At 63.4% G+C, this 22,855-nt stretch carries 13 protein-coding genes and 1 pseudogene; 7 read left to right on the top strand and 7 right to left on the bottom strand.

Annotation, left to right across the window (positions count from 1 at the left end):
* Window positions 1–148: 148 nt before the first annotated feature.
* Window positions 149–652, bottom strand: a complete 504-nt coding sequence (locus tag ACWW1C_RS19925; RefSeq protein WP_455984367.1) for a nuclear transport factor 2 family protein — start codon at window positions 650–652, stop codon at window positions 149–151.
* Window positions 653–1,142: 490 nt separating this feature from the next.
* Here ACWW1C_RS19925 and ACWW1C_RS19930 point away from each other — a divergent pair, with 490 nt between their 5' ends.
* The gene (locus ACWW1C_RS19930; protein ID WP_455980001.1) at window positions 1,143–2,426 is read left to right on the top strand and encodes a nuclear transport factor 2 family protein; all 1,284 of its coding nucleotides are present in this window, start codon (window positions 1,143–1,145) and stop codon (window positions 2,424–2,426) included.
* A gap of 68 nt (window positions 2,427–2,494) precedes the next feature.
* Here ACWW1C_RS19930 and ACWW1C_RS19935 read toward each other — a convergent pair whose 3' ends face one another.
* The gene (locus ACWW1C_RS19935) at window positions 2,495–3,331 is read right to left on the bottom strand and encodes an IclR family transcriptional regulator (protein WP_455980002.1); all 837 of its coding nucleotides are present in this window, start codon (window positions 3,329–3,331) and stop codon (window positions 2,495–2,497) included.
* 749 nt (window positions 3,332–4,080) lie between these two features.
* Here ACWW1C_RS19935 and ACWW1C_RS19940 point away from each other — a divergent pair.
* The 4 genes from ACWW1C_RS19940 (at window position 4,081) to ACWW1C_RS19955 (ending at window position 7,355) form a co-directional block, all read left to right on the top strand.
* The gene (locus ACWW1C_RS19940; protein ID WP_162563522.1) at window positions 4,081–4,365 is read left to right on the top strand and encodes a hypothetical protein; all 285 of its coding nucleotides are present in this window, start codon (window positions 4,081–4,083) and stop codon (window positions 4,363–4,365) included.
* 219 nt (window positions 4,366–4,584) lie between these two features.
* Window positions 4,585–5,166: a metallophosphoesterase family protein gene (locus ACWW1C_RS19945; RefSeq protein ID WP_226519086.1), complete on the top strand. Its 582-nt coding sequence runs from the start codon at window positions 4,585–4,587 to the stop codon at window positions 5,164–5,166.
* Between the two features lie 1,096 nt (window positions 5,167–6,262).
* A complete protein-coding gene (locus ACWW1C_RS19950; protein WP_061003546.1) occupies window positions 6,263–6,475 on the top strand; it encodes a hypothetical protein in 213 nt (70 codons plus the stop codon).
* Between the two features lie 133 nt (window positions 6,476–6,608).
* A complete protein-coding gene (locus ACWW1C_RS19955) occupies window positions 6,609–7,355 on the top strand; it encodes a hypothetical protein (RefSeq protein ID WP_226519087.1) in 747 nt (248 codons plus the stop codon).
* Window positions 7,356–7,794: 439 nt separating this feature from the next.
* Here the strand turns inward: ACWW1C_RS19955 and ACWW1C_RS19960 are convergent, their stop codons facing one another.
* From ACWW1C_RS19960 to ACWW1C_RS19970, 3 genes are all read right to left on the bottom strand, one after another.
* Window positions 7,795–11,088 (bottom strand): DEAD/DEAH box helicase, encoded by a 3,294-nt coding sequence (locus ACWW1C_RS19960; RefSeq protein WP_060998886.1) that lies wholly within the window; start codon window positions 11,086–11,088, stop codon window positions 7,795–7,797.
* Window positions 11,085–11,870: a hypothetical protein gene (locus ACWW1C_RS19965; RefSeq protein WP_162563271.1), complete on the bottom strand. Its 786-nt coding sequence runs from the start codon at window positions 11,868–11,870 to the stop codon at window positions 11,085–11,087. The genes ACWW1C_RS19960 and ACWW1C_RS19965 overlap by 4 nt, the downstream gene beginning before the upstream one ends.
* Window positions 11,871–12,010: 140 nt before the next feature.
* Window positions 12,011–12,715, bottom strand: coding sequence for a hypothetical protein (locus tag ACWW1C_RS19970; RefSeq protein WP_162563270.1), 705 nt, complete (start codon window positions 12,713–12,715; stop codon window positions 12,011–12,013).
* 292 nt (window positions 12,716–13,007) lie between these two features.
* On the opposite strand from ACWW1C_RS19970, the gene mobF reads away from it, so the two are divergent.
* A complete protein-coding gene (gene mobF, locus ACWW1C_RS19975; RefSeq protein ID WP_071288461.1) occupies window positions 13,008–18,833 on the top strand; it encodes a MobF family relaxase in 5,826 nt (1,941 codons plus the stop codon).
* 134 nt (window positions 18,834–18,967) lie between these two features.
* Window positions 18,968–19,195, top strand: coding sequence for a hypothetical protein (locus tag ACWW1C_RS19980; protein ID WP_060998878.1), 228 nt, complete (start codon window positions 18,968–18,970; stop codon window positions 19,193–19,195).
* Between the two features lie 89 nt (window positions 19,196–19,284).
* On the opposite strand, the gene ACWW1C_RS19985 is transcribed toward ACWW1C_RS19980, so the two are convergent.
* Both ACWW1C_RS19985 and ACWW1C_RS19990 read right to left on the bottom strand, forming a co-directional pair.
* Window positions 19,285–19,551 carry an Imm61 family immunity protein gene (locus ACWW1C_RS19985; protein ID WP_060998875.1) on the bottom strand — a complete coding sequence of 89 codons (267 nt, stop codon included), beginning with the start codon at window positions 19,549–19,551 and terminating at the stop codon, window positions 19,285–19,287.
* A gap of 136 nt (window positions 19,552–19,687) precedes the next feature.
* Window positions 19,688–22,607, bottom strand: a pseudogene (locus ACWW1C_RS19990) (MMPL family transporter); the annotation flags it as partial.
* Window positions 22,608–22,855: the final 248 nt, after the last annotated feature.

Below are 22,855 nucleotides of genomic sequence, written 5' to 3' on the forward strand. Positions count from 1 at the left end.
CGTCGCCGCAGTCAATGCCGTACTCGCCGATCTTCACTGTTGCAGTGGCGTCCCACTTGTCCGAACCCTCCTGCGACCAGGATCGTCCGCACCGCGGGTTTACGTTGCAGACGAGATGTCGATGTTCCCTGCCGCACAATCGACATGGTCATCGAATACCGCTAAGCCAGGCCGCGGCGTCGCGCCAGCGTGGTGAGACGCGGATCGAGATCGGTCCGATTGCCAAGTCTTCGCGCAAGCGCGTCAGGGTCGATGCCGCGATCTGCCACTGGTCGCCGACCTTGAAGTACGTTTCGTGATAGTGGCCGTATCCGGTGAGGGTGATTCCGGGCAGGAGTGCCACGACGTCGCTGAGTGCCCATATGCCAAGCGCCGTACTCGATGATGTCATCTCAATTTCGGGCGCGTGCACCTGGTGCACTGTCTGCCGGGATGGGCGGCCGAGGTTCTTGCGTACGAACGCCACAAACGCATCGGCTCCGATGATTGCGCGTCCGCCTGATTGTGAAGTGTCACTGAAGAAGTCGTCGCTGAACAACGCACGCCACGGTCCCCATTGTTTGGCGTCCAGCAGTCGGCAGTACCGAGCTTTGAGCTCTTTGATCGCAGCAATTTCCACCAGCTCGGCCGCCACATCCACCGCCACTCCCATCTGGTTCGGTGGCCCCATCCGGACCGAGGTCCTAGCCACACGGTCACGAATCCGACGCTGAGTTGAATATACGAATCTCGATGGTCATATATTTGACACATGCTAGGAGTGGCGTCGGCCTCGGTCAAGGGCTTCCGCCGAGTCTGCTCCGACGTCGACGGGGGGTCCGTCCCTGTTGACTCCCCGGCCATACGCGGATAGCATCCAAATATTCGATACGTAGCAGTTGATTATTCAACAGTTGGCTCGGTCGCAGTGTGGCCGAGTTGCGACATAAGACGTCATCGGCGCGAACCGTGGCCCGCCCCACAGCAGGTGTCGGTTCGAGCTGCGTTGTTGCACTTGCCGTCCCGCTTGAAGGCAGCAGAGGGGTGCGAGCCAAGTCCCCTGGGACAGGACCGCTGTCGATCTGGGCTTCCTACCAGTCGGCCGGTCCGTTCCGTCAAAGGAACCAACGACCTCACTGAGTCCCTCTCAACAAGGAGAACAAATGACGCGCGACGCACCACATAATCGTCACCGGCTGACTGCGACCGCAGAACGACGCGTGTTGCACGCTGCGATCGCGCTGGGCGCGGTGGCCGCCATCAGCGTGGGAACCGCACCGATAACCCGCGCCGCGACGATTCAGACGGCCTCGGCTGTTTCGGCAGCCTCTGCAAACGTGACCGATCCTGCCGGCGAGACGGCCGCCGTGGAGATGCTCAAAGCGACGTACTTCAATGACGTTGATACCAAGAACTGGCAGGCCCTGCGCCAGCTCTTTGCCCCCGGCGCCCAAGTAGACACCACAGGCTCCTTCGGGCCCTACTTCCCCAACCGCGACTCGTTCATCGCCTTTACGGCATTGACACTCAGCGCAATCAACACCCGCCACCAAGGCTACGACCCGCAGATCGACCTGACCTCCGATACAACCGCCAGCGCTGTATGGACCATGCAGGACAGGCTGTCTGTCGCCGGCCTCATCACGATCCACGGCTACGGCCACTACACCGACAACTACGAGCAGGTCAACGGCCAATGGCTAGTGACCTACTCCAAGCTCACCCGCACCGGCTTCACCGTCGAATTTCCCGCTTTCCAGAGCTTTGCAAACGGACTCGCTGATGCGTACAACGCCGGAGGCCCCGTCGCGGCGCTTCTGTATGTCGTTCCCGGCATCCTCGCCATCCCCGTCAGCGCCGTCAAGGCACTCGTCGGTGCCATTGCGAGCAACTTCGGCGGGCCCCCCGCAAAAGCTGATCCCATCACCGTGCCGCCGGGTTCCACAGGCGTAACCACCGAGCCCCCGGGCATCACTTCCACCGCCGCCACAGCAGCAGCCGCGGCGAAGGTTCTCGCGTTATCTGCATCGACGACGACGAGCAAGTCACCCAGCTCCAGCGCAAAACTCACGGCAGCGGAAGCGTCTGGCTACAGAACGCAGCCCGCTCAATCGGCCGAGCCAACCGCGGCTCAACATGCTGTCGCGGACAAGCCAGAAGCAACGACTGAGGGCAACGCATCGAAGTCCAGCGCAACGGACAGCGCCAAGTCATCCACATCCAGCCGCGGCAAGGAAGGCACGCAACCGACATCCACCCACACCGCAGATGCCACCCAATCGACAACCCCTAGCGACGACGCGGCCAGCACCAAGCCGAAGACGGCAACTCGCACCGGAGACACCACCAAACCGAAGGCAGCCAGCGAAAAACACTCCAAGGCAACAACATCTAGCAGCGGCATGGACAGCACCCACCCAAAGACACCCGCCCACACCAAAAGCTAAGCGCTGAGAATCCCGGCCCGGATGATGGTATGGCTTTACTGGTGTCGTCGGCCTGACGTGCCGAACATCTACGTGAGCGAATCGACGTTCTCCGACGTGACCGTCGCGATCACACCGGTAAGGCTTCGCCCGATACGTTGGATCGCCCTTATCCCCAGGTCTTCGAACGGATGCACGCACAGGCTGGCCACCACAGGTCCCCCCGGTCGAAACACGGGCGCTCCGATCGCTCCGACCAGGGAAGCCGGACCGGTCGAGCGTTTCGATGCTGCCGAGGTCGTAACTTCAGTGAGCATGGCACTGACGTGGCCGCGCATCGAATCCGACAACTGGTCCGCATGCATCTCAGACATGACCCCTATGACCCTGGCCGCTGCCTCAGACATTCGCTCCACGCTGTAACCACGATCGCGAATCTCGGCTAGATAATCGCGCAAATGCCGCACCAGTGTGGGAGTTTTCACTCCGCTACGTTCGATCCACTGCTCGCGCTGCGGTTCGGGGTCCCAGGCTGCGTACGCAGGACCGAAAGGTGCTGCAAAAGGCAACCGATCCCCCACTGTCACCGACCAAGTCGGGTCCTGTTTCCCGACGACAGCGGTAATCACCAAGGTCTGATCGACGCGTTCAGATACGGACACCGCGTAGCGCAAGCTGTGCGACAGTTGCACCGCCGCAGCGCGCAACGCCTCGTTGAGGGGGCGGACCCGGCGCGCCGCTTCGCCCAGGCCTGCGACTGCGCTACCTAGCGCGTAGGACTTATCAACTGGGTCCCGAGTGACCCAGCCGCAAGCAGTCAGCTCACTCAAAATCGCATACGCCGTAGCCTGATTGAGCCCAAGTTCTCGCACCACGTCGCTGAGCCGGCTCACCGTGTCAACCCTGGCGGCGAGAAGTTCGACCACCTCAACGACCCGACGCGTAGGAGGTGACTCCATTGCCATGTCGATTCCTAACAGCCCTCGCCCAAGAGAACCATCCATCGGAATAACGGATAGTTGACATCTATAGTTGCATAGTCATCATTCCACCCGGCGCATTACTCGACGTTCAACTCCACGCCCGCCCAGTTGAAACTGGGCGTAGTCACAGTGGGGCCGGACACAGACATTCGCACGGCCGACCACTGCTATGCCACCGGAGCTCTGCGGGGTGGCGTGAGCCCCAAGGTCGTCAGCGAGCGCATCGGCCACGCCAACGTCGGAGCGCCAAGACTAATGGCCGCCACCCACGGGGGGCCGCATCGAAGGCAGGCCCGTGGCGTGCCTCATGCGCGTTCACAAATGGCATGAAAACGGCCCTCGGAGAGTCCTCCGAGGGCCGCTTTACCTAGTAGCGGGGACAGGATTCGAACCTGCGACCTCTGGGTTATGAGCTACCCGGTACGCATTTCATAGCGTCCGCACGGTCTCAGCCGTGCAGGTCAGAGCGACTCGACGTTCCGCGGCGTTACGGTCCGTTTCACCATGTTCCATTCGTCTCGCTGCGTTTCGTTCACAAATCCGTTCACAAACTTGGGCGCCGAAACGCGATCCGCACGTGTGCAAACCGCCCACACCCCATGCGCGACGTCATCCCTTCAAAGCCCGGGTTCCGTGCAGCTATCCCCGCAGCAGTGGACGTTGCAGCCCCAGCTCCGCCCTACGCTCTAACGGTGGGTTTCACCAAATCACAGGCCGAGGAAGAGGCTTCTCACGGCTATGGGTCGTCCGACAAGTCGGTACGCCCTGAGCATGTCGACGATGCCGTGCTGAGGGAGCTGACTCTTGAGAACACGACGGAATCGTCATGCAGCTACTTCAACAGGAGCCGGGCCAACCACGCGGCAATGATAACAACCGGGAAGTTCATGCGCCACGCGCCCGCCGGACGCAGCCAGCCGCGAGCCAGGCTGCATCTAAGTTTGAATTTTATTGGTGGACAATTGAATTCGATGTAGCGAGCAAAAATCGCTGGAGGATGCCAATTTCCAATGCCATTATCGAGGCATGTCTACCGTGACCCGCACACCGCTGCGCCGCATACATAAGCTGGCCGAAACAGCCGAGCGGCGGCCACGTTCGATAAATACCGCGGGCGCCGTGGCTCTCACCGGCCCGGAGCTCTTCGAAATGCACACGCCAGCGATGACAGTCACAGCGCCGAGAGCTAAACGGCGATGAACCAGCCACTGATGCACTACTTCACCGCCGACCTACATCTGGCGCATCCCAAGCTTGCCTCCCTGCGCGGCTTTGACACGGTCGCCGCACACGACGCTATGGTGCTGGCACCCATGCACCGGCTCGACCCCAATGCGGCCGTGCTGTGGATACTCGGAGATATCTGCTCAGGCAGCGTCGGAAGCATGAAATCTGCTCTCGCCCAATTGGCAACGGTACCGGTACGTATGCATCTGATCACCGGAAACCATGATCCCGCGCATCCGATGCACCGGAACGCGCAGCGGCGCTTCGCCGACTACGCCGCCGTGTTCGCCAGTGTGCAGCAGGTAGCACGAACGAAGATCGAGGGCGAACAAGTGATGCTCAGCCATTTCCCGTACGCGGGAACACCGGATCGGCTCATGCGCAAGTCTTTTGACCAGTACCAGCTCCCCGACTGCGGAACCTGGCTGATCCACGGACACACACACTCCACGCAACGGCGATCATCTATGCGATCGATCTGCGTCTCATTAGAAGCCTGGGACTTACGTCCGGCGTCGGCAGCGGAGCTGGCCGTGGAGATCGGACGGTAGCGCACCGGCGCGCACGAACTGCAGTATCCGAAGGGCGCTTTCAGGCTCAGTGTCATCGTGCTTGCAACGCCGGCAACTGCTCTGCCTGCTGATGACAAGCCGCCCTATGACTACTGGTCCACGCGCACAACCAAGCAGACGACGCCCGTCGGATGGTTGCTTGGCATCTCAGTTTTCCGCGGAAAACTGACCCAACGTGTGGCAGGCCGACTACCCGTGTGAACACCCATCGGTCATGGCCAACATCGTGGCATCCGGCTCGCCACACCCCGCGGTAATGTAGGCGTGCTGGATAAAGTCCAGCTCATGAACTAACCAGGGGCGGCTTGCCCCCTAAGGGGCGTGACCTTCGGGTCACGCCCCTTTTCATACTGCGAGAGGCTCGGCGTGACGGCACCTGGCCTGGATCCGGCCTCTCCGTACAGCCGACATCTGGCAGCCCGCTTCCTTGACTTCACCAGCCCCAAAACGCCCTGGGCGCGCAGACTGTTCCAGAGCGACATCGCAGCCGTAGCCCGGATGAACAGCCTCCTGGCTGATCCGGCGAAGACTCTGAAACAGGTCAGCGGCTACGTCGAAGCATCCCGTCGCCGAATGTACCGTTGCCGCAACGTTATTGTGCACGGCGGTTCCACCCGAGGCGACGTACTGGATTCAACTCTGCGGGTGGTCGCACCCCTAGTGGGAGCGACACTCGACCGACTGACTCACGCACATCTCGTGCTTGGCATCGAACCGCTCCAGCTTGCGACCCGCGCCGATGTAGCGATCTCAATGGCGTCCGACCAAAAGTTGGGCTCCGATGTAGTGGATCTCCTCGGAGGCTCGTAGTCGTATCCGTCTGCCGTTGAATGGCAGTATGGCAATCACCAGTTTTCCGCGGAAAACTGGCAGAAGGTCAGTTGGTGCCGGCCACCCCGCGACCGTCCCCTGGATCAGTTTCGGCTTACCGTCGCAGTTTGTGTGGGGAGGTCACCAGCCGCTGCACGACAGCCACAACCGTCCGCGAGCGTCAGTTTGATCCGGCACGCTGACCCACTCGGCAATGAGACCTCACACCCCGAACATACGCGCATTTTGCGCGTATGTTCGGGGTGTGAGCCAGCTGTGGACAGTTAATCAGGCCGCGGCCTACTGGGGCGTCACCGCTGCCCGGGCCCGCGGCATCCTGTCCTCGCGCGGCGTTGAACGTGTGACCGGATACCCGCGCGCCGAGATCCTGTCTGTGCAGCGCCGCCGCGGTGCTCGTACCGACCTAGCCGCTCCCACCAACGCACTCCCCATCACCGACGTCGCGCGCGATCGCTAAGGCAGAATCCGAGCAAGTCCGCTGGCGCATATTCCTGGAATTTCGCCGCGGTGCGGCGGAAGCCGACCGCGCCGCCCTGCCCCTGATCCAGGACGAACCCGCCACCACCGGCGACCTGCGCTACGACGCACTCTTGGCGGCAGCCGCCGAGGACGTGACAGCCCACTACGGCACACCCAGTCCCCTGTGGACGATCACCACTGATCGATTTCTACGGTCGGCCTGGTGGGTCAGCGACCTGCCGTCAGCGCGCATATACGCACTGGTGGGGACGCCCGCGGCGTTCCGGCGCCGCGGCATCTACGTCGACCGCTACGACATCACCCACGACGGAGAAACACCCATGCCCGCGCCGCTCTTTGACCACGATGGCATCATCGCCACATTGACCGACCTGGCGACCCGCCTCGAACAGGCGGCGGTTGTAGGGCATGTCCATGTGATCGGTGGTGCCACAATGCTTTTGACTTACGCGCCAGGCTGTTCGAGCTTGCGTGACATCGACGCAGCGTTCAGCCCGGACACCTCTGTGCTGAAAGCGGTCCGCGACATCGCGCGGCGACGTCGATGGCCGAGTAGCTGGCTAAACAAACAAGCGTCGGTCTACGCATCCCGGACACCAGGCGAAGGTCCACATATCTTTGACCATCCCCATCTGCAAGTCATGCCAACTCCCGCCGACCACCTGTTGGCCATGAAAGCACTTTCAGCCCGGGCCACCTCGGACCGCGACGACCTTCGATACCTCATCGATTATCTGAGTGTCACTTCTCAGCACGAAGTCTGGTCCCTCACCGCACGCTACTTCCCCGGCACACCCATCCCGCAGCGTTCGGCACGTCTAATTCGGGAGCTTCTAGAGCCGTGCGCGCCCGCATAAGTGGGGTTCCCCTCTGCGTAATCTTGATCTAAGACAGAATGATCTTCCGTTGACCGCGAAAACCGTGTGCCGATGGCGCCTGCCTCAACTGTCCTTCCGACCCGGCAGGAACGCGTTGAGGACTGGTGCGATCCAGGTGCTCCGCGTGCTGAATCCCAACTCCTCACCCTAAGCGTCGAGAACGCTTTGCTGCTCCGTTGTCGCGGCCAACGCGATTGGCATCGAGCCGCCCCCGAGATATCGCACCGCTGCCAGCCCAAGGAAACAGCACCTTCCGCGGGAACCAACAAGGCCTTTGATCTCTGCCGGCGGTCGACGCGTTGTCATCCCCTCGCCACGTTGCGCCTGCGAGAGTTCGTGACCCGGTAACGGCGGGCCTTAGGTCATTCAGCGACGTGGCAAAGCGAACGACAGTATCTACAGGATCACCGAGGATCCTTCAGCGCGGGGAGGGCGTCTGCGCGGCAATGGCTTCGTCAGGGCTGGTACCTGAACTTCCCGAGAGCACATGCCATAGCTCCCGGAGATCAGACCCCACTAACGGTGCGCCTTGAGGTACATGCCGGTCCCAATCGGAATCGGAAAGGCTGGCAAGGAATTCGCGGGCTTCTGACGGCCGCAACTGAGCTGAGGACTGGCGTTCCACGAATTCGGCGCCTAGCGAGTTCGCAGCAGTTCTTGGGACCGAACTCATTCGCATAACGACGCCGGCCTCTGTATTGACACCGTGGTACAGCATCGCACCCAAGAGATTCACATTGCGTAAGTCCGACTCAGAAACAGACTCGAAGTCAATACCGCTTGTTGGCAGCTTGGACAGGGCAGTCAGCCCCCATGTCCCAGCGGTTGCAAGATTGCGATAGATCGCCTTAGTTGCGTCCGTTAGCGCAGCGGTTGGACTTTCTGCGTTGCCGAAATAGCGTTCTGCAATCAACTTGATTGGTACGCCTTCGACCCAGTCACTCGCAATCTTCGCAGCCCGGTCACCAATCCCAGACCCGACTCCACCGAGTTCGTCGATACTGCCCCTGATCTGAGGAAGCTGCAGCATGACCCGCATTAGGTCTGGAAGTGCACTGGACGCCACATCACCAAACAGGCTATCCGGCTGCCAGTCCGAAACGTCGAGCGCGCTGTCCATCTCCCGCATCGCACCCATGGCGGAACGGATACCTTCTGGCGTGAAGCCGGTACTGTCCGCAAGGGTCGCCGTTTCAACGTGCTGTGCCAGCTCGGCCGCGTATGAGCGTGTCGCTTCAAGGAGTTTGAACCCTTTCTCTCGTTCCGCAGGAGTCGACTCGGCAAGTGAGGAATACCCAAAAGTGTTGCGCAGAAGCAACTCCGTCTCGGCGAGCACCGCATCAAGGTTCTTCTTTTGCGCGAATAGATGTGCGACGTAACTGCGGAAATCGGCCCATTGATCGTTGTAAAGTGACTTGTCGAGGTCAAGCAGTCGACCGGCATCTTCAAGTTCGTCGAGCAGGGTCACAAGCCGCGATACCAGGTCACCGGCCTGCCCAGATACGAACTCCACCAACGAATCGCGATCGCCTTCCTTGCAAGAGATTCCAACAATGCCGATGCTGTCCTGATCCACTCGCCCGGCCCGGCCCGCCAAGTTCCAGAATTCGCGCGGACGCATCGGCCGGCTGAATTTTCCACTTGGAAGATTCCGACTCGCTAAGAGAATCGATGAGACGGGAAAGTTCAGTCCCTGCGAGAGGCCAGTTGTCGCAACCAGAATTCGAAGTTTCCCCTGTTCGGCGAGCCATTCCATTAGAGTCCGAGTTTCGTCAGACAATCCGGCGTGATGAACCCCGACCTGATGGGACAATAACCGAATCAGCGCGTAATCCTCACTAATCTCGGTGGCGAGGTATCGCTGCACAAGTGCGATATCAGGATCGCTTAATTGAGGAAGCTTTGTAGCCAGCTCTCCAGCGACATTCCACACACTGCTAATGGTTGAACAGATGACGATTGCGGTTCCGCGCTCCGACAACGTCAATGCCGACGCTCCAGCAAGTCTGCCAAGGTCATTCTTGATCCCCGAATAGGTCCGGTCGAGTTGAGGTCGCTCCCCGATTTGGTACGTACCTGAAACCCGCATCGACGAACCGCTGGTGAGAAGTGGTTCGAAGTCGAGTCTCCAATCGCGTCCGCGACCGCTTGTAGGAGCAGTCGCCGACACCAGCCCGATGAGCCTGTCGTTTGGCTGCCATGGTGTAGTGGCCAAACTGATGCTCTTCCCTGTGCGGGGAGCCAGCCAACGTGCCAGATCATCACCGTTCGGTACATATGGCATGAGCAGCAAGAAGTTGGCCTGAGGGCAATCCCGTTTCACAGTCGCCAAGAGAAGCTCGATGCGGATACCTCGATCGGCATCTTCGATGTTATGCGCCTCGTCGAGGACCAACAGCGCAAGCGGGCGATCAACCGCCGCGTTTCTGATCGCGAGATGGAGCTTCTCCGGTGTTGCAACGAGAACATCAAACACCGAATCACTCAGCATTCCGGCCTCGATCTCGTCGATCTCGACCGCAGCGGTGAGTTCCTCAACGCGGATGCCGCTTGGTCCGAGATCGCGCCGAAGCCGCCGAGTGATCTGTGCGACCAAGGCGCGGGTCGGGGCCACATATGCGACCCATCCTCGATCTTGCTTGAACTGACTGATGGCCTGAACGATCTTGAACTCAGCGAGAATCGTCTTGCCCGCACTTGTTGGAAGATCGACGACAACTGCGGCGCTGGCAGGGTCCAACAGCCCTTGTTCCTGGATAGCGACGCGCTGTGGAGGAAGCATCTCGAACATCGAGCGATGGCGGGTTACCGTGGCGACGACATTTCTAATCTCCGGACCGATTCTGGTAACCGACCACAGCGCTCCTGCCACCATTCGCTGAGACATTGCACGTTGCCACTGCAGGACGACAACAAAGGCAGGGTCTGCTGACTGCTGGGCGGCAGAGATCGCACGGTCAAAGTGAAAGTCGAGCTGCGTCGAGACGTCTACAGGCTCACCCTGCATGAGGTACGTGGCAACCAGCTCCGAAAGCCTTGCCCAGTGGTAAAGAGCGACAAGTCGCCAGCCGGCCGCGTGCACATTCTCGGGACGATCCTTCGCCGCAAAGAGTTCCACTTCGTTTTCCAACTGGTCGGCGCGTAATCGACCCACGGTCTCCGCGACACCTTCCAGGTCCGCCCAGCCGTCTTTCCGCAGCAATCGGGTCCAGATTTGACCGAGATCGCTCAGAACCCGTGAATCCCACGTTCCGGAGGATTGAAAGCGCTCGGGTGTGATGTCCCGCTCACGCATCCACGAACGAAACTCCGCCCAGCGGTCTGAGCAATATGCGAGCGCACCAAGTTGAAGCACCTGTCGGACAAGCTCCTCAAGAGAGTCAGTCCTCAGAGGAAGCGAACGTAGCAACGCAAAAGCTTCATGAGCAGCTGCCTCCGCGAGCTCCGCTTGCGATCCGGGGATGACGGTTGAGGCCTTGGCCAGTTCGTCAATTCGCTCGCTCGCGGCGAGCTCATACGCGAGTGCGACATCTTCGATCAACCTCGATGCGTTGTGGTCAGCACCGGCGGCGCTCTTAAGCTGCGCTCCAAGGTTTGCGTCGACATACATTGCGGTCGCTGCCTTGTGCGCGGCTGCGACTCGCTCGACACCGACTGCGCTGACGGCCCAGTGCGACTGGAGTCGGTCAAAGGATTCCTGCGAGATAGTCACGCTGCCGTCTCAATCACGATGGCCGCATCAGCGATCTTGACGAGCAGCTCCGCTGGGAGGTAGATCGCGACGAGTTCCATCGTCGTCGGTTCCTTCAAAGTCTTCGAAAGTTTGACTGCCTGCCCCTGAAGGTCGTCCTGGTTGGGCGCGGCCACGTGGACGAGAAGCCCGTAAATGACTACGTCAAGCTTATCGGCGAGATATGTACGGACGGCTGAGCGAAAATCATCGAACCAGGGGCGCCCGTTCCCGTTCATTGCAAGGTAGCGAATGGCCCACTCGCTCCGTTGGTCCCCGGCGTTCAATCCGGTGAGTTGAGCGTGAAGTCCATGTGAGCGGCTCGTAAGGACACTCGGCGGCCAAGCCTGCTGATGACTTGTCTTCACTTCCGCGAATACAAATCTCACGCGTTCGCCATGCTCGAAGCCGATCAGGTCGACGCCTCCGCCACTACTGTTCGGGTTCCTCGTCGATCGGCAGTCAGGCCACGGGAAGCTGCAACTTTTGTTGTTGACAAGATGGTGCTCGGCTAGAGCCTCTCCGACCCGCCACTCGTCATACGAATCTGGAGCTGCGAGCACTCGTTGAAGGGTCTCCGTGTGGAAATCGGTCTTAGCCAGATCGGCGAGTGCCCCATAGGCATCCTCTATACCTTTGTCGTCACGCAGTATCGCGCGAACCTCGGCGGCGATTGCATCAGCCCGGTCCTCGTCGATCGAATGGCCAGCCGCATGCACCGCACAGTGATCGACTTTGTATACCGCAGCGTCAACCACGACCACCGCCTCTCCGTATTTACCCCCTCGGAGATTACGACCCCCTTCGCCTCCGCAAGTGTAATGAGACCCCGATGGTGCGAATTTGCGATGCGCAGCGAATCGTCCGCGGCTACTGCGGTTACCCGCTTGAAATGGAGCGCACCTCATCTGCGGAACCGCGACCTATATCGGTAACTCAGTTGGCGCCGATGACGCACCGCTGTTCGCCGGGCCATACGGTCCGAAGCCATCACTGCAGATGCAGACTCTCGTCTTGCTGGCCTCTCCAACGACGCGAGCGTTGCCAGCACCGTCACCACCGCTTGGTCCGGCCACGACGTGGAATGAAGCAGCCGAATCGCGCACACGGGTCGCGACAGATGATCTGGTCCAGCCACAATGTCGACCCAAAGCCCGTTGCACCACCGCACCCTAAGCGCCCGTACCGACATCTGCCCCGAAAAAGCGCATGGCCGCCAACGCTGCCGCTGCTGCTCACCTCGCAAGCGCCGCGCAGTAAGTGCGGTCGAACAGACCGCGGCCGCGCCGGCCACGACCTCACCTAGTGCGTCCGACGGCGCGCCCGCTCGATCACTGATCGCTGTGAGCGTTTCGCCGTGCTCCTGCACACGACGCAGTGCTGTGGCCGCTTCGCTTCGCCGCTCATCGCGGCCACGTTCGGCTTCGACCTGTACTTCGCGCAGCTGATCGGCTTCCCAGGTATCGACGGCCGTGATTTTGCCGAGCTCGACCATGATCACCGCCGCGTCTTCGACGTTGTCCCGCTCGCGCTTGGTCTGCTCAGCGTTCGCCTGGGCTTGGGCTTCTTTGATTTTCCGGCGCGCCGGCGCCATCGACTTCACTTCCATGGCCCGCACCCTAGAGCCGCTGCGCAATCCATCTCCAGCAACGCAACCAACTTCGTCGTCCGTGAGTTTGTCGTTGTCCATTGCCTTTTCGTGACCCCAACCAGCCGATCCGTTCACAGCTACCCCACAGAAAAAATTTTCCAGTTTCCAAATTCAAGTACCTCCCAGCCCCACCAGAAACGACACACCTCTTGCATTAAGGTCACGTTTTGGTAACAACCACCTGGGTGTTGATGGAATCCGGTGCGCCCCAGTTCATAACGTCCGGCCTGATGGGAGACCAGCGGCCGTGATGTCCTTGCACAAACTGACCGCCGGAGACGGGTACAAGTACCTGATCCGGCAGGTCGCTGCTGTCGATGCCACCGAACGGGGCCGGACCAGCCTCTCGGAGTACTACAGCGCCAAGGGTGAATCACCGGGCCGCTGGATTGGCTCGGGACTAGCCTCGCTGTCCGACACTGGAGCGCGTTGGGTACCGACCGAAACCCTGGCCAAACTCTGGACCGTCGAGGCCGGATCAGAGGTCACCGAATCACAAATGGAAGCCCTATTCGGGGAGGGCTATCACCCCAACGCCGAAGCGATTTCGCTCTACGTCGCCGGCCGGGGAATGCACGGCAGCGCGGCACAACAGGCCGCCAAACTCGGTCGCGAGTTCTACATCGGCGACGACGACAACGAGTTTCTTCGCGCCCTGGCCAAGGCCTACCGCGAGCACAACAACGCGGCTGGGCTGCCCGGCGATACCCCCATCGCCGCGCCCGTGCGCGCCACCATTCGCACCACCGTCGCGCGCGACAAGTTCGCCGAGCAGTACGGCCGCGCGCCCGCCGACGACCGCGAACTGTCAGGCTTCCTCGCCCGCGAAACACGCACGCGCACAACCGCGGTCGCCGGTTACGACCTCACCTTTTCGCCAGTCAAGTCGGTCTCGGTGTTGTTGGCGATCGCCCCCTTGGACACCGCACGGCAGATCGAAGCCGCACACGATGCAGCGGTAGCCGAGACCCTGTCATGGCTCGAAAACCAGGCCGCGCTGACCCGATCGGGCACCAACGGCATCGCCCAACTGAACACCACGGGCTTCATCGGCGCCGCATTCACCCACCGCGATTCGCGCGCCGGCGACCCTGATCTGCACACCCACGTGGCCATCTCCAACAAGGTCGCGACCATCGACGCACACGGCGTCGTACGTTGGCTCGCACTCGACGGCCAACCCCTGCACCGCTTCGGAGTGGCGGCCTCGGAGTTCTACAACACCCGCCTTGAGGCCGAACTTGTGCGCCGGGTCTCAGTGCGATTCGACGAAGTCACCCCCGACCGTCGCGGCAAGCGACCGATCCGCGAAATCGTCGGTGTCCCGGCCAAACTGAACGAAGCGATGTCCTCGCGGCGGGCCATGATTACCGCCCGCAAGGCCGACCTGGCCAAAGAATTTCACGCCGCACATGGCCGCGAACCGACCATGGCCGAGTCGATCGCCCTAGGTCAACAGGCCACCTTGGAGACCCGCGAAGCCAAACATGAGCCACGCTCGCAGGCCGAGCAACGGCAAGCCTGGTACACCCAGGCGGTCGAGGTGCTCGGCGACGTTCGCGCCGTGACCCGCATGCTCGGCGCGGTGCTGTCCACCCCTGCCCAGCAGGTCGAGCTCGTCACCGATACCTGGATTGCCGACCGTGCACGCGAAGTCATCGCCACCGTGTCGGGCGCGCGCGCGACCTGGCAGCGCCACCATGTGCTCGCCGAAGCCCAACGGATCATCCGCGCCACCGGTCACGCCGCCGACCTGGATTTGGCCGAGAAAATCAGCGATGCCGCGCTGTCCGAGCCATTGTCGCTGCCGCACGCGCGGATCACCGATGGCGAATTGGGCGAGCCCGCGTTGTTGCGGCGCCGCGACGGTGCCAGCGTCTACACCCGCCACGGCACGGAAATGTTCACCTCCGCCGAAGTGCTTTCCGCCGAACGCCGCATCATCGCCGCCGCGCACCAACAGACCGGCCGAGCCATCAGTTCCGCCGATGTCGAACTGGCACTGGCGGATTCGTCGGCGCGGGGCAAAACCCTCAATCCGGGACAGGTGGCCCTTGTCGAGGAGATGGCGACCAGCGGCCGAAGCCTTGCCCTGGCGCTCGCGCCGGCAGGCACCGGCAAGACCACCGCGATGGCCGCGCTATCGCACGCGTGGCGCAACTCCGGCGGCCAAGTGATCGGGTTGGCGCCCACGGCCGCGGCCGCGATCGAACTGTCCACTGACTTGTCCGCGCCCACCGACACTCTCGCCAAGTACGCAGACCTTTCTGCCGGCCGCTCGCTGTGGACCGCGCCGGATTGGTTCGACCAGATCACGTCCGAGACGCTGCTGATCATTGACGAGGCCGGTAAAGCCGACACCCTGTCGCTGGAAGCGGTCGTCTCGCACGCCATCGCGCGGGGTGCGACCGTGCGGCTGGTCGGCGACGACGCGCAGCTGGCATCAGTATCGGCGGGCGGTGTCCTGCGCGACATCGCCGCCGAAACCGACGCATTGACCCTGACCGAGTTGGTGCGATTCGTCTCGCCCGCCGAAGGTGCTGCGACACTGGCGATCCGCCGCGGCGACCCCATGGGACTCGGGTACTACATCGACCACGGGCGCGTGCACGTCGGGTCCGAACAGACCGCCGCCGACATGGCATACCGCGCGTGGGCGGCCGATCTGGACGCCGGGCGCGACAGCGTCCTGCTCGCCCCTACCAACGACATCGTCGATGCCCTCAACGCCCGCGCACGCCACGACCGCCTCGTCGCGGCCGACCCCGCCGCGCTGCATGGGCGCGAAATTGTGCTCGCCGACCTACTGCACGCCTCACCCGGTGACATCATTCGGACCCGCAAAAACGCGCGGCATCTGCGGCTGAGCCGCACCGACTTCGTCCGCAACGGGTACCGCTTCCAGATCATCGAAACACTCGACGACGGCGCAATCAACGCCAAGCACCTGAGCACCGGCCGGATGGTGCACCTGCCCGCCCGCTACGTCAAAGACAACGTCACCCTCGGGTACGCCTGCACCATCGACGGCGCTCAAGGCCTGACCGCCGGACACGCCTGCCACGTCGTCGGCGCGGGATCGCTGTTTCGTCAGCTGCTCTACGTCGCCCTCACGCGCGGCCGCGTTGAAAACCACATCTACCTGTCCACCGCCGAATCCGACCCGCACCGCGTACTGGCACCCAAAGCCACCCACCCCGAGACCGCGGTGGACGTACTGTCCAAGGCACTGGCCCGCGACGGCGCCCAAATCTCGGCCACCACCGCCGCCCGCCTGGCACAAGATCCGTTCCAACGACTCGGCGCGGTCGCCGAAATGTACGACGACGCACTGGGCTCCATCGCCGAAACGCTCGCCGGCGCCAACGTCATGGCGGCGATCGACGCCGCCGCCAACGAGGTCCACCCCGACCTGGCGGGCATGCCCGCCTGGCCCACGCTGCGCAAACACCTGGCCACCCTTGCTGTACAAGGACGTGACGCCGCGAGCGCCCTCCGTGAATCGGCGGGCGCTCGCGAGCTGGGCACGGCCGCTGATCTGGCCGCGGTGCTCGACTGGCGGTTGGACATCACCGGCGAGCACTCCTCGGGTATCGGCCCGCTGCGCTGGCTGCCCTCGATCCCCGAGCCGATGGCCGCCCTCGAGGAGTGCGGCCCCTACCTCGCCGACCGCGACACGCTGGTGTCCGAATTGGCCGACGAGATACGTCAGCAGGTCGCCACCTGGACACCAGCAACCGCGCCCGCCTGGGCCAAACCCGTCCTGGCCGCCGACCCGCTGCTTGCCGCCGAAATCGCGGTGTTCCGCGCCGCGCACCGCGTCGAGGCCGAAGACACCAGGATTCTCGGTGCACCCCAATACGCGGTGCGACACCGAAAGATTCAACTTCTGCTCGAAAAATGCGCCGTCGAAGCGATCGCCGAGCACAACCCCGATACCCGCCGCTGGGAACGGCTCATCGACCACATCGACCCACGCATCCGCGCCGACGCCTACTGGCCCCAACTGGCCGCGCGCCTCGCTGAAGCCGCGCCCAGCCGCCCCGACCTGGCCACCCTGATCACTACCGCGGCCGAGTCCGGCCCGCTGCCCGACGAACTTCCCGCCGCCGCCCTCTGGTACCGGCTCGATGGGGAACTATCCCCGATCGCCACCCTGGACACCACCAACGCACACCTGCGCCCGCCCTGGACCCAGGAACTGCACAACATTTTCGGTTCTGCTGCGGCGCAAGCGATCACCGCCGGCGCCGCCTGGCCCGCATTGGTTGCCGCGATCACCGCCGCCGATCCGCGCCGCTGGACCCCAACGGACCTGCTGCACGTCGCGGCCGAACAGCTCGCCGACGCAGACCCCGACCGCACCATCGCGGCCTACCAGTACGCCCGGCTGATCACCTACACCGTGGACCTGCTGTGCACCCCCCACCCCGCCGGCGCCGCCCTGCCCGAGCATCCACCGATGTCCCGGGAAGAGGAAGAGCTTCTCCCCCACGACCCCGAGGCCCCATGGATCGACATGTCCGCAGAACCACTGTCCCAGAGCGACATCGAGCACTGGCTTGACCAACACGACCACCCAGCCCCAGATGCCGCGGCGATCGCCTTCGATGATCTGCCGCGCACCCGACCCGCAGTCCCCGTCGTCCCCGTCGCGGTGTCCAACGTGTATCTGCTCCGCGACCAATACGCCGCCGCCACCGCCGACCTGGCCGCCCTCGAACGCGACGTCGCGATCTTCGGCGGTCCGGCAATGCGCGCCGCCGCCACGCAAATCACCACCATGCGGGCACGGGCCGACGCCGACCGTCCCTACCTGATGGCCGTGCAAGAGGTCATCGCCGCATGGGCCGACGCCGACCAGGCATACGACGACGACCTCAAGTTCCACGACTGGACCCGCGACCAGCTTGCCGCGGTGCGCGCCGATCCCGACGCCGACGAACTCGACATCACCTCCGCTCGCGGCATGGTCGAGCTCGCCGCAATGCGGCTGGGCACCACCACACCGGCCAAGCGCTACCAGCCGCAACTGGCCGCCGCGCACGCCGCCCGCGCTGAGGCCGCCGGAGGCTCGCAGAACATCATCAGCGGACACGACGTCGACACGTTCGTCGCCGAGCTGCACGCCCGCGACCTCGAATCGGTCAAACAAGCACGCTACGACACCCAGCTGGTGCGCAAGCACCTCGATGCCGCTGAGCGCAACGTCGTCGCCGCTTTCGGTGACGCCGAAACCCGGACCGCCGAACATGTCGCCACCCAAAGTGCGTCCCTAGCAACAGAAATGCGGACTCTTGATGTCGCCGGACAACATCAGAGCAGCCGCGCCTTGCGTATCGCCCCGACCGCGACCGCTGGACCTTCCGATACCACTGCTGCGGCCCTGCGCAGCGTCGCCGAACTACCGTTCGCCGTCAGCGTCGTGCACGCACACCCCGACGCCGAACGCACCACAGCGCTGCACATCCTGCACAGCGCTGCTACCGCCGCCGGCCGAAAAGTATTGTGGTGCAGCCCCACCGCGGAACAAGCCGAAGCGGCAAAGCGCGACAACCTCGCCGACGGCGCGACCACCATCGACGACGCCCACGCGGAATTCACCAGCGGCAGCGCCAGCGCCATGCCCGCCGGCGGCCTCATCATCATCGACCACGCCCAGTCCGCCCAGCCCGAGCAGATCGCCGACCTCGCTGAGCACGCCGCACAAGCCAATGCCGGACTGATCCTCATCGACACCAGTACCCGCACCTGGCCACCACAGCCAGCGGACCGCATGATGAAACTGCTCTCGGCCGAACTGCCCTGGACCCGCGCGCTGACCAGCGCTCCGTCGGTGGCCACCAGCCACGCCGGCGCACCCGACCTTGATCCGGTCATCGCCCAGCTGCGTCGCGTCACCCCGGACGTCCTCACCGGCCCACTGCGCGGCGCGCTCGAGCACGCCGACCGCGTCCGTGCGGAAAACCTGGCCGCCTACCGTCGGCACCAGGACGCCAACTGGCTACGTACTCGCGGCCACAACCAAGGCTTGCAGCGCACCCAAGCCAGCACCGTCGACCTCACCGACGACTGACCGCCGTAGGTTTTCCAGGCGAATTTCGCACGGTAGAACAGTCGCCCACGCTGCCGCAACTCACCTTCGTGAGCGCGACTGTCCCCGCAAAGGTGAGTTGCGGCAAGTCGAGCATCGACCTACCGTCCGCGGCTATGGAAATCAACGTCATCCAAAGCAGGATCGACTACATACGGTGCTACCTGATACTGCACGGCGGGAATTGCAGCACAAGCGATTACGAGAACATGACCACCCAGCTGGACGCGATCGCGCAGCAGCGCATCTACCCAGGTATCAAGACCCGCTTGCTCCTAAAGCAAGTGACGCGTGTCGAGCGTCAATTCATCGACACGGTAAAACCACCAGATCCGTGGACATGAGCGCATCGGCGTGCGCTCCGAGCGATTCGTTGATTCGTTGCGGGAGAATGTTGTTGGTACCTACGTGCCCAAAACGGGAGCCATGCAAGTCAGAGCGGTCGATAACGGCCGTCGGCGGCCAGCAGCGGCGCACCCGTCGGGCTAATGAAAGCCCGTTTCAGCGTCTCCAGGTCACGGGACATGAAGTGCGACAGCGGAACCAATTTGACCAGACTCAAGGTTTCGTCGCGTGCGGCGGCCACGGGGCTACCGTCGACCCGGCTGAGCGTCCGGTATCCACGCGTGAACGGGCCCAGTACGTAGCCGGGGGCGACGAACTCGGCTGACCATGGCAAGTCGAGGTAATCGAGGTCCAAGTCTTCGCGGATGTCGTCGCCGAGAATTCTATCGCTAGTAACAACTGTTGATAGAAACTTCTTCCAGGCACGGAAATAGCTTGGTATCTAATGACTACGGTACGTAGATTCTGGCAACAGTATGGCCGGCGTTGGCTCAGGCCGTGGTGACCGGTTCTCGGGGTGCGGTCGCGGTGACGGGCGCCCGGCGCCGTGACGGCGTTTGTGGCCACCAGCTGGCTTCACCCAGCAGGGTTGCGATGGCGGACAGTGAGGGTACGCACCAGGAGCAGTCCGCAGCCGATGATCAGTCCGACTTGGAACATGATCGCCACCGAGCCGATCATCAGGCCGAACATGCTGGCGGCGAAGATCAGGCCGGCGGAGGTGATGACTGATCCGGTGGTGGCGACGGTGCGCAGGACCCCGACGCGCAGGTTGGCCGTGGATTCTTCGCGCAACCGGGACACCAGGAGCATGTTGTAGTCAGCGCCGACGGCGACCAGGATGATGAATGCCAATAGCGGTACGGGCCAGGCGATTTGGTAGCCGAGAATCCATTGGAAGACGATGACGCCGATGCCTAGGGAGGCCAGGTAGTTCAGGATCACGGTGCCCAGCAGGTACAGCGGGGCGATGAGGGCACGCAGCAGCGCCACCAGGATCAACCCGACAATGACCAGGGTGGCGATGGCCAGTTGGGTGAAGTCCGCGGACAGCAGGCGCGGGATGTCGGCGTTGACGGCCGGGAACCCGGCGACCGCCACCCTGGCATCGGTCAGGGTGGTGTTGGGGCGGGCGGCGTTGGCGACGTCGGTGATCTGCTGGGCCAGGCGCATCGCCCCGATGCTGTAGGGGTCGGTGTTGGTGTCGATGGCGAAGCGGGCGGTTTTGCCGTCGGGTGAGACGAAATGTTTGGCGACGTCGGCGAATCGGCGGTCATCGAAGGTGGTGGCGGGCAGGAAGAAACCGGCGGCGGCGTCCGAGCCGGCGGTGGCGCGTGCCGAGTTCTGCAGTGCGGTGGCGATCGTGCTCATGCCGGTGAGCATTTGGATGTTGCTGTCGGCCAGGGCGTGCACGCCGGTGGCCAGCGCACGGGACCCGGCGGCCAGTTGGCCGATGCCTTGCTGCAGCCGGCGGATGTTAGCGGCCAGATCGGCGGGATCACCGAGGGTTTTGAACGCGGCGTTCATGGCGGCCACGGTGTGTTGAATGTCGGTGAGGGTGCCGGTCACGGTGGCATCGGTGGCCGGGTTGTAGTGGTCGCCTAGTGTGGCGACCTGGGTGAAAAACCCGTTGTCGCGCAAGGTGACCAGGACCGCGACCTGGTCACGGATTTGGGCGCATTCGGGGGTGGCCACACACCACGGGGCCGCGTTGAGGGCGCCGGCCAGTGGGTCGAGGACACCGATGGCGTTCTCAGCGCGCTGCGCCAGGGGCCGGATACCGGGGCCGGCCTGGATGGCCTGATCGACACCGGGTGCGGTGGCCGAGAGTTGTTGCAGCAGTGGGCCGAAACGCTGCATGCGGGCACCGGCGGTGGAGGCCTGAGTGAGCACACCGCCCAGGGGTCCCATGGCGGTGCGCACGGCGGTGTCGAGTTGAGCCAGGCCATCGGCCAGTTGGTCGGCCCCGCGGGTCAGGGTGTTCAGGTCGGCACGGTGAGCGTTGGCGTCGGTGACCGATTGGGCCATCTTGTCGCCGATCTGCCCGTTCTGCCAGGACAGTTGGGCCTGCTCCAGGCGGGCGCCGGTGGGGCGGGTGACACCGGCGACCGAGACGACGCCGGGCACTTGGGCGATGCGGGAGGCCATTTCGTCGAGGTCGGCCAGCCCTTTGGCGGTACGCATGTCGGTGGGGTTCTGCACTACGAGGAATTCGGCCAGAACCATGTCTTTGCGGAAGTGCCGGTTGAGCAGCTGGTAGCCCTGGTTGCTGGCGGTGCTGGCGGGTTGTCCGGCGCGGTCGTCGTAGCTGATGGTCATCGCGGTGGCCGCGGCCGCCAGTAGCCCCAGGATGAGCAGGCTGGCGACCAGCAGCGGCACCGGGCGGCGCACCACCGCGACGGCGACGGCATTCCAGTAGCGGCGGGTGCGGTCGGGTTTGGGTTCGCCGATGCCGCGGCGGGCAGCCAAAGCGAGCACCGGGGGCAGCAAGGTCACCGTGGCGACGAAGCCGACGGCGACGGCGACCGCGCAGGCTGGACCTAGCGCGGCGAACACGCTCAACGTGGCGAACACCATGGACAGGAACGCCAAAGCGACGGTCGCCGCCGAGGCCAGGATGACCCGGCCGATGCTGGCGGTGGCGGTGATGACCGCCGCCTCCGGTGGTGTCCCGGCGCGGCGCTGTTCGTGGTACCGGCTGATCAGGAACACCGTGTAGTCGGTGCCGGCGCCGAGCAGGATCGCGGTCATGAACGCCACGGTGAACTGCGAGACCGGCAACCCGGACTCGCCGGGCCCCGAGAGCACGCCCCGCCCGACGGCCAGGCTCAGCCCGATGACCAGCAGCGGCAGCAGTGCGGTGAACAGGGATCGGTACACCATGAGCAGGATCAGCGCGATCAGACCAGCGGTGGCGATCGACACGAACAGCAAATCGTGTTCGGCAGAAGAGATCTGGTCACTGAAGGTGGCCGCCGGGCCGGTGACATAGGCGCTCACCCCCGATCCGGTGAACACCCCGGTGACGATGGCGCGCACCGCGACCACCGATTCGGCCGCAGTGGGATCACCGAGCGCGCCGGCGATACCCACCGGCAGATACCAGGCTTTCCCGTCCCGGCTGACCGCCTGAGTTCGGGTCACCGAATCGGCAAGCAGATCCTGCACGAGCAACACATGGGCATGATCGGCGCGCAACCGGTCGATCAACACCGCGTACCGCTGACGCGCCCGATCGCTGAGCCCGGCGGGGTCCTCCATCGCCACGAACAGCATCGTCTTTGAGCCCTGCTCGCCGAACGCCGTGCTCATGCGGTCCACGGTCTGAAACGACGGCACATCGCGCGGGATCAGGTCCACCGACTGGCGGCGCACCACAGTTTCCAGCTTCGGGAACAGCAGGGCCAGCAGTGACCCGGACCCGCCGCGCGGTGCCAGGCCCGTCGGTGTGATCACTCATGCTGCCCCTGTCGCCAAAATGGAACTAAAAGTATCGCTTCGATACTGGTATGAGCCCAATTAAGTTGCGGCCGAGTCACTTTCGTCGATGCCGTCCACACGGGCGCCGGTCCTCGCGGCCGGCGGCGGCAGTGAGGTCCAGCGGTTAGCCTCGATCTTTCACGTGGGCAGTGATGTTGTTGAGTTCTGTTCACCGTGGA

It is taken from the genome of Mycobacterium sp. HM-7 (assembly GCF_053852335.1).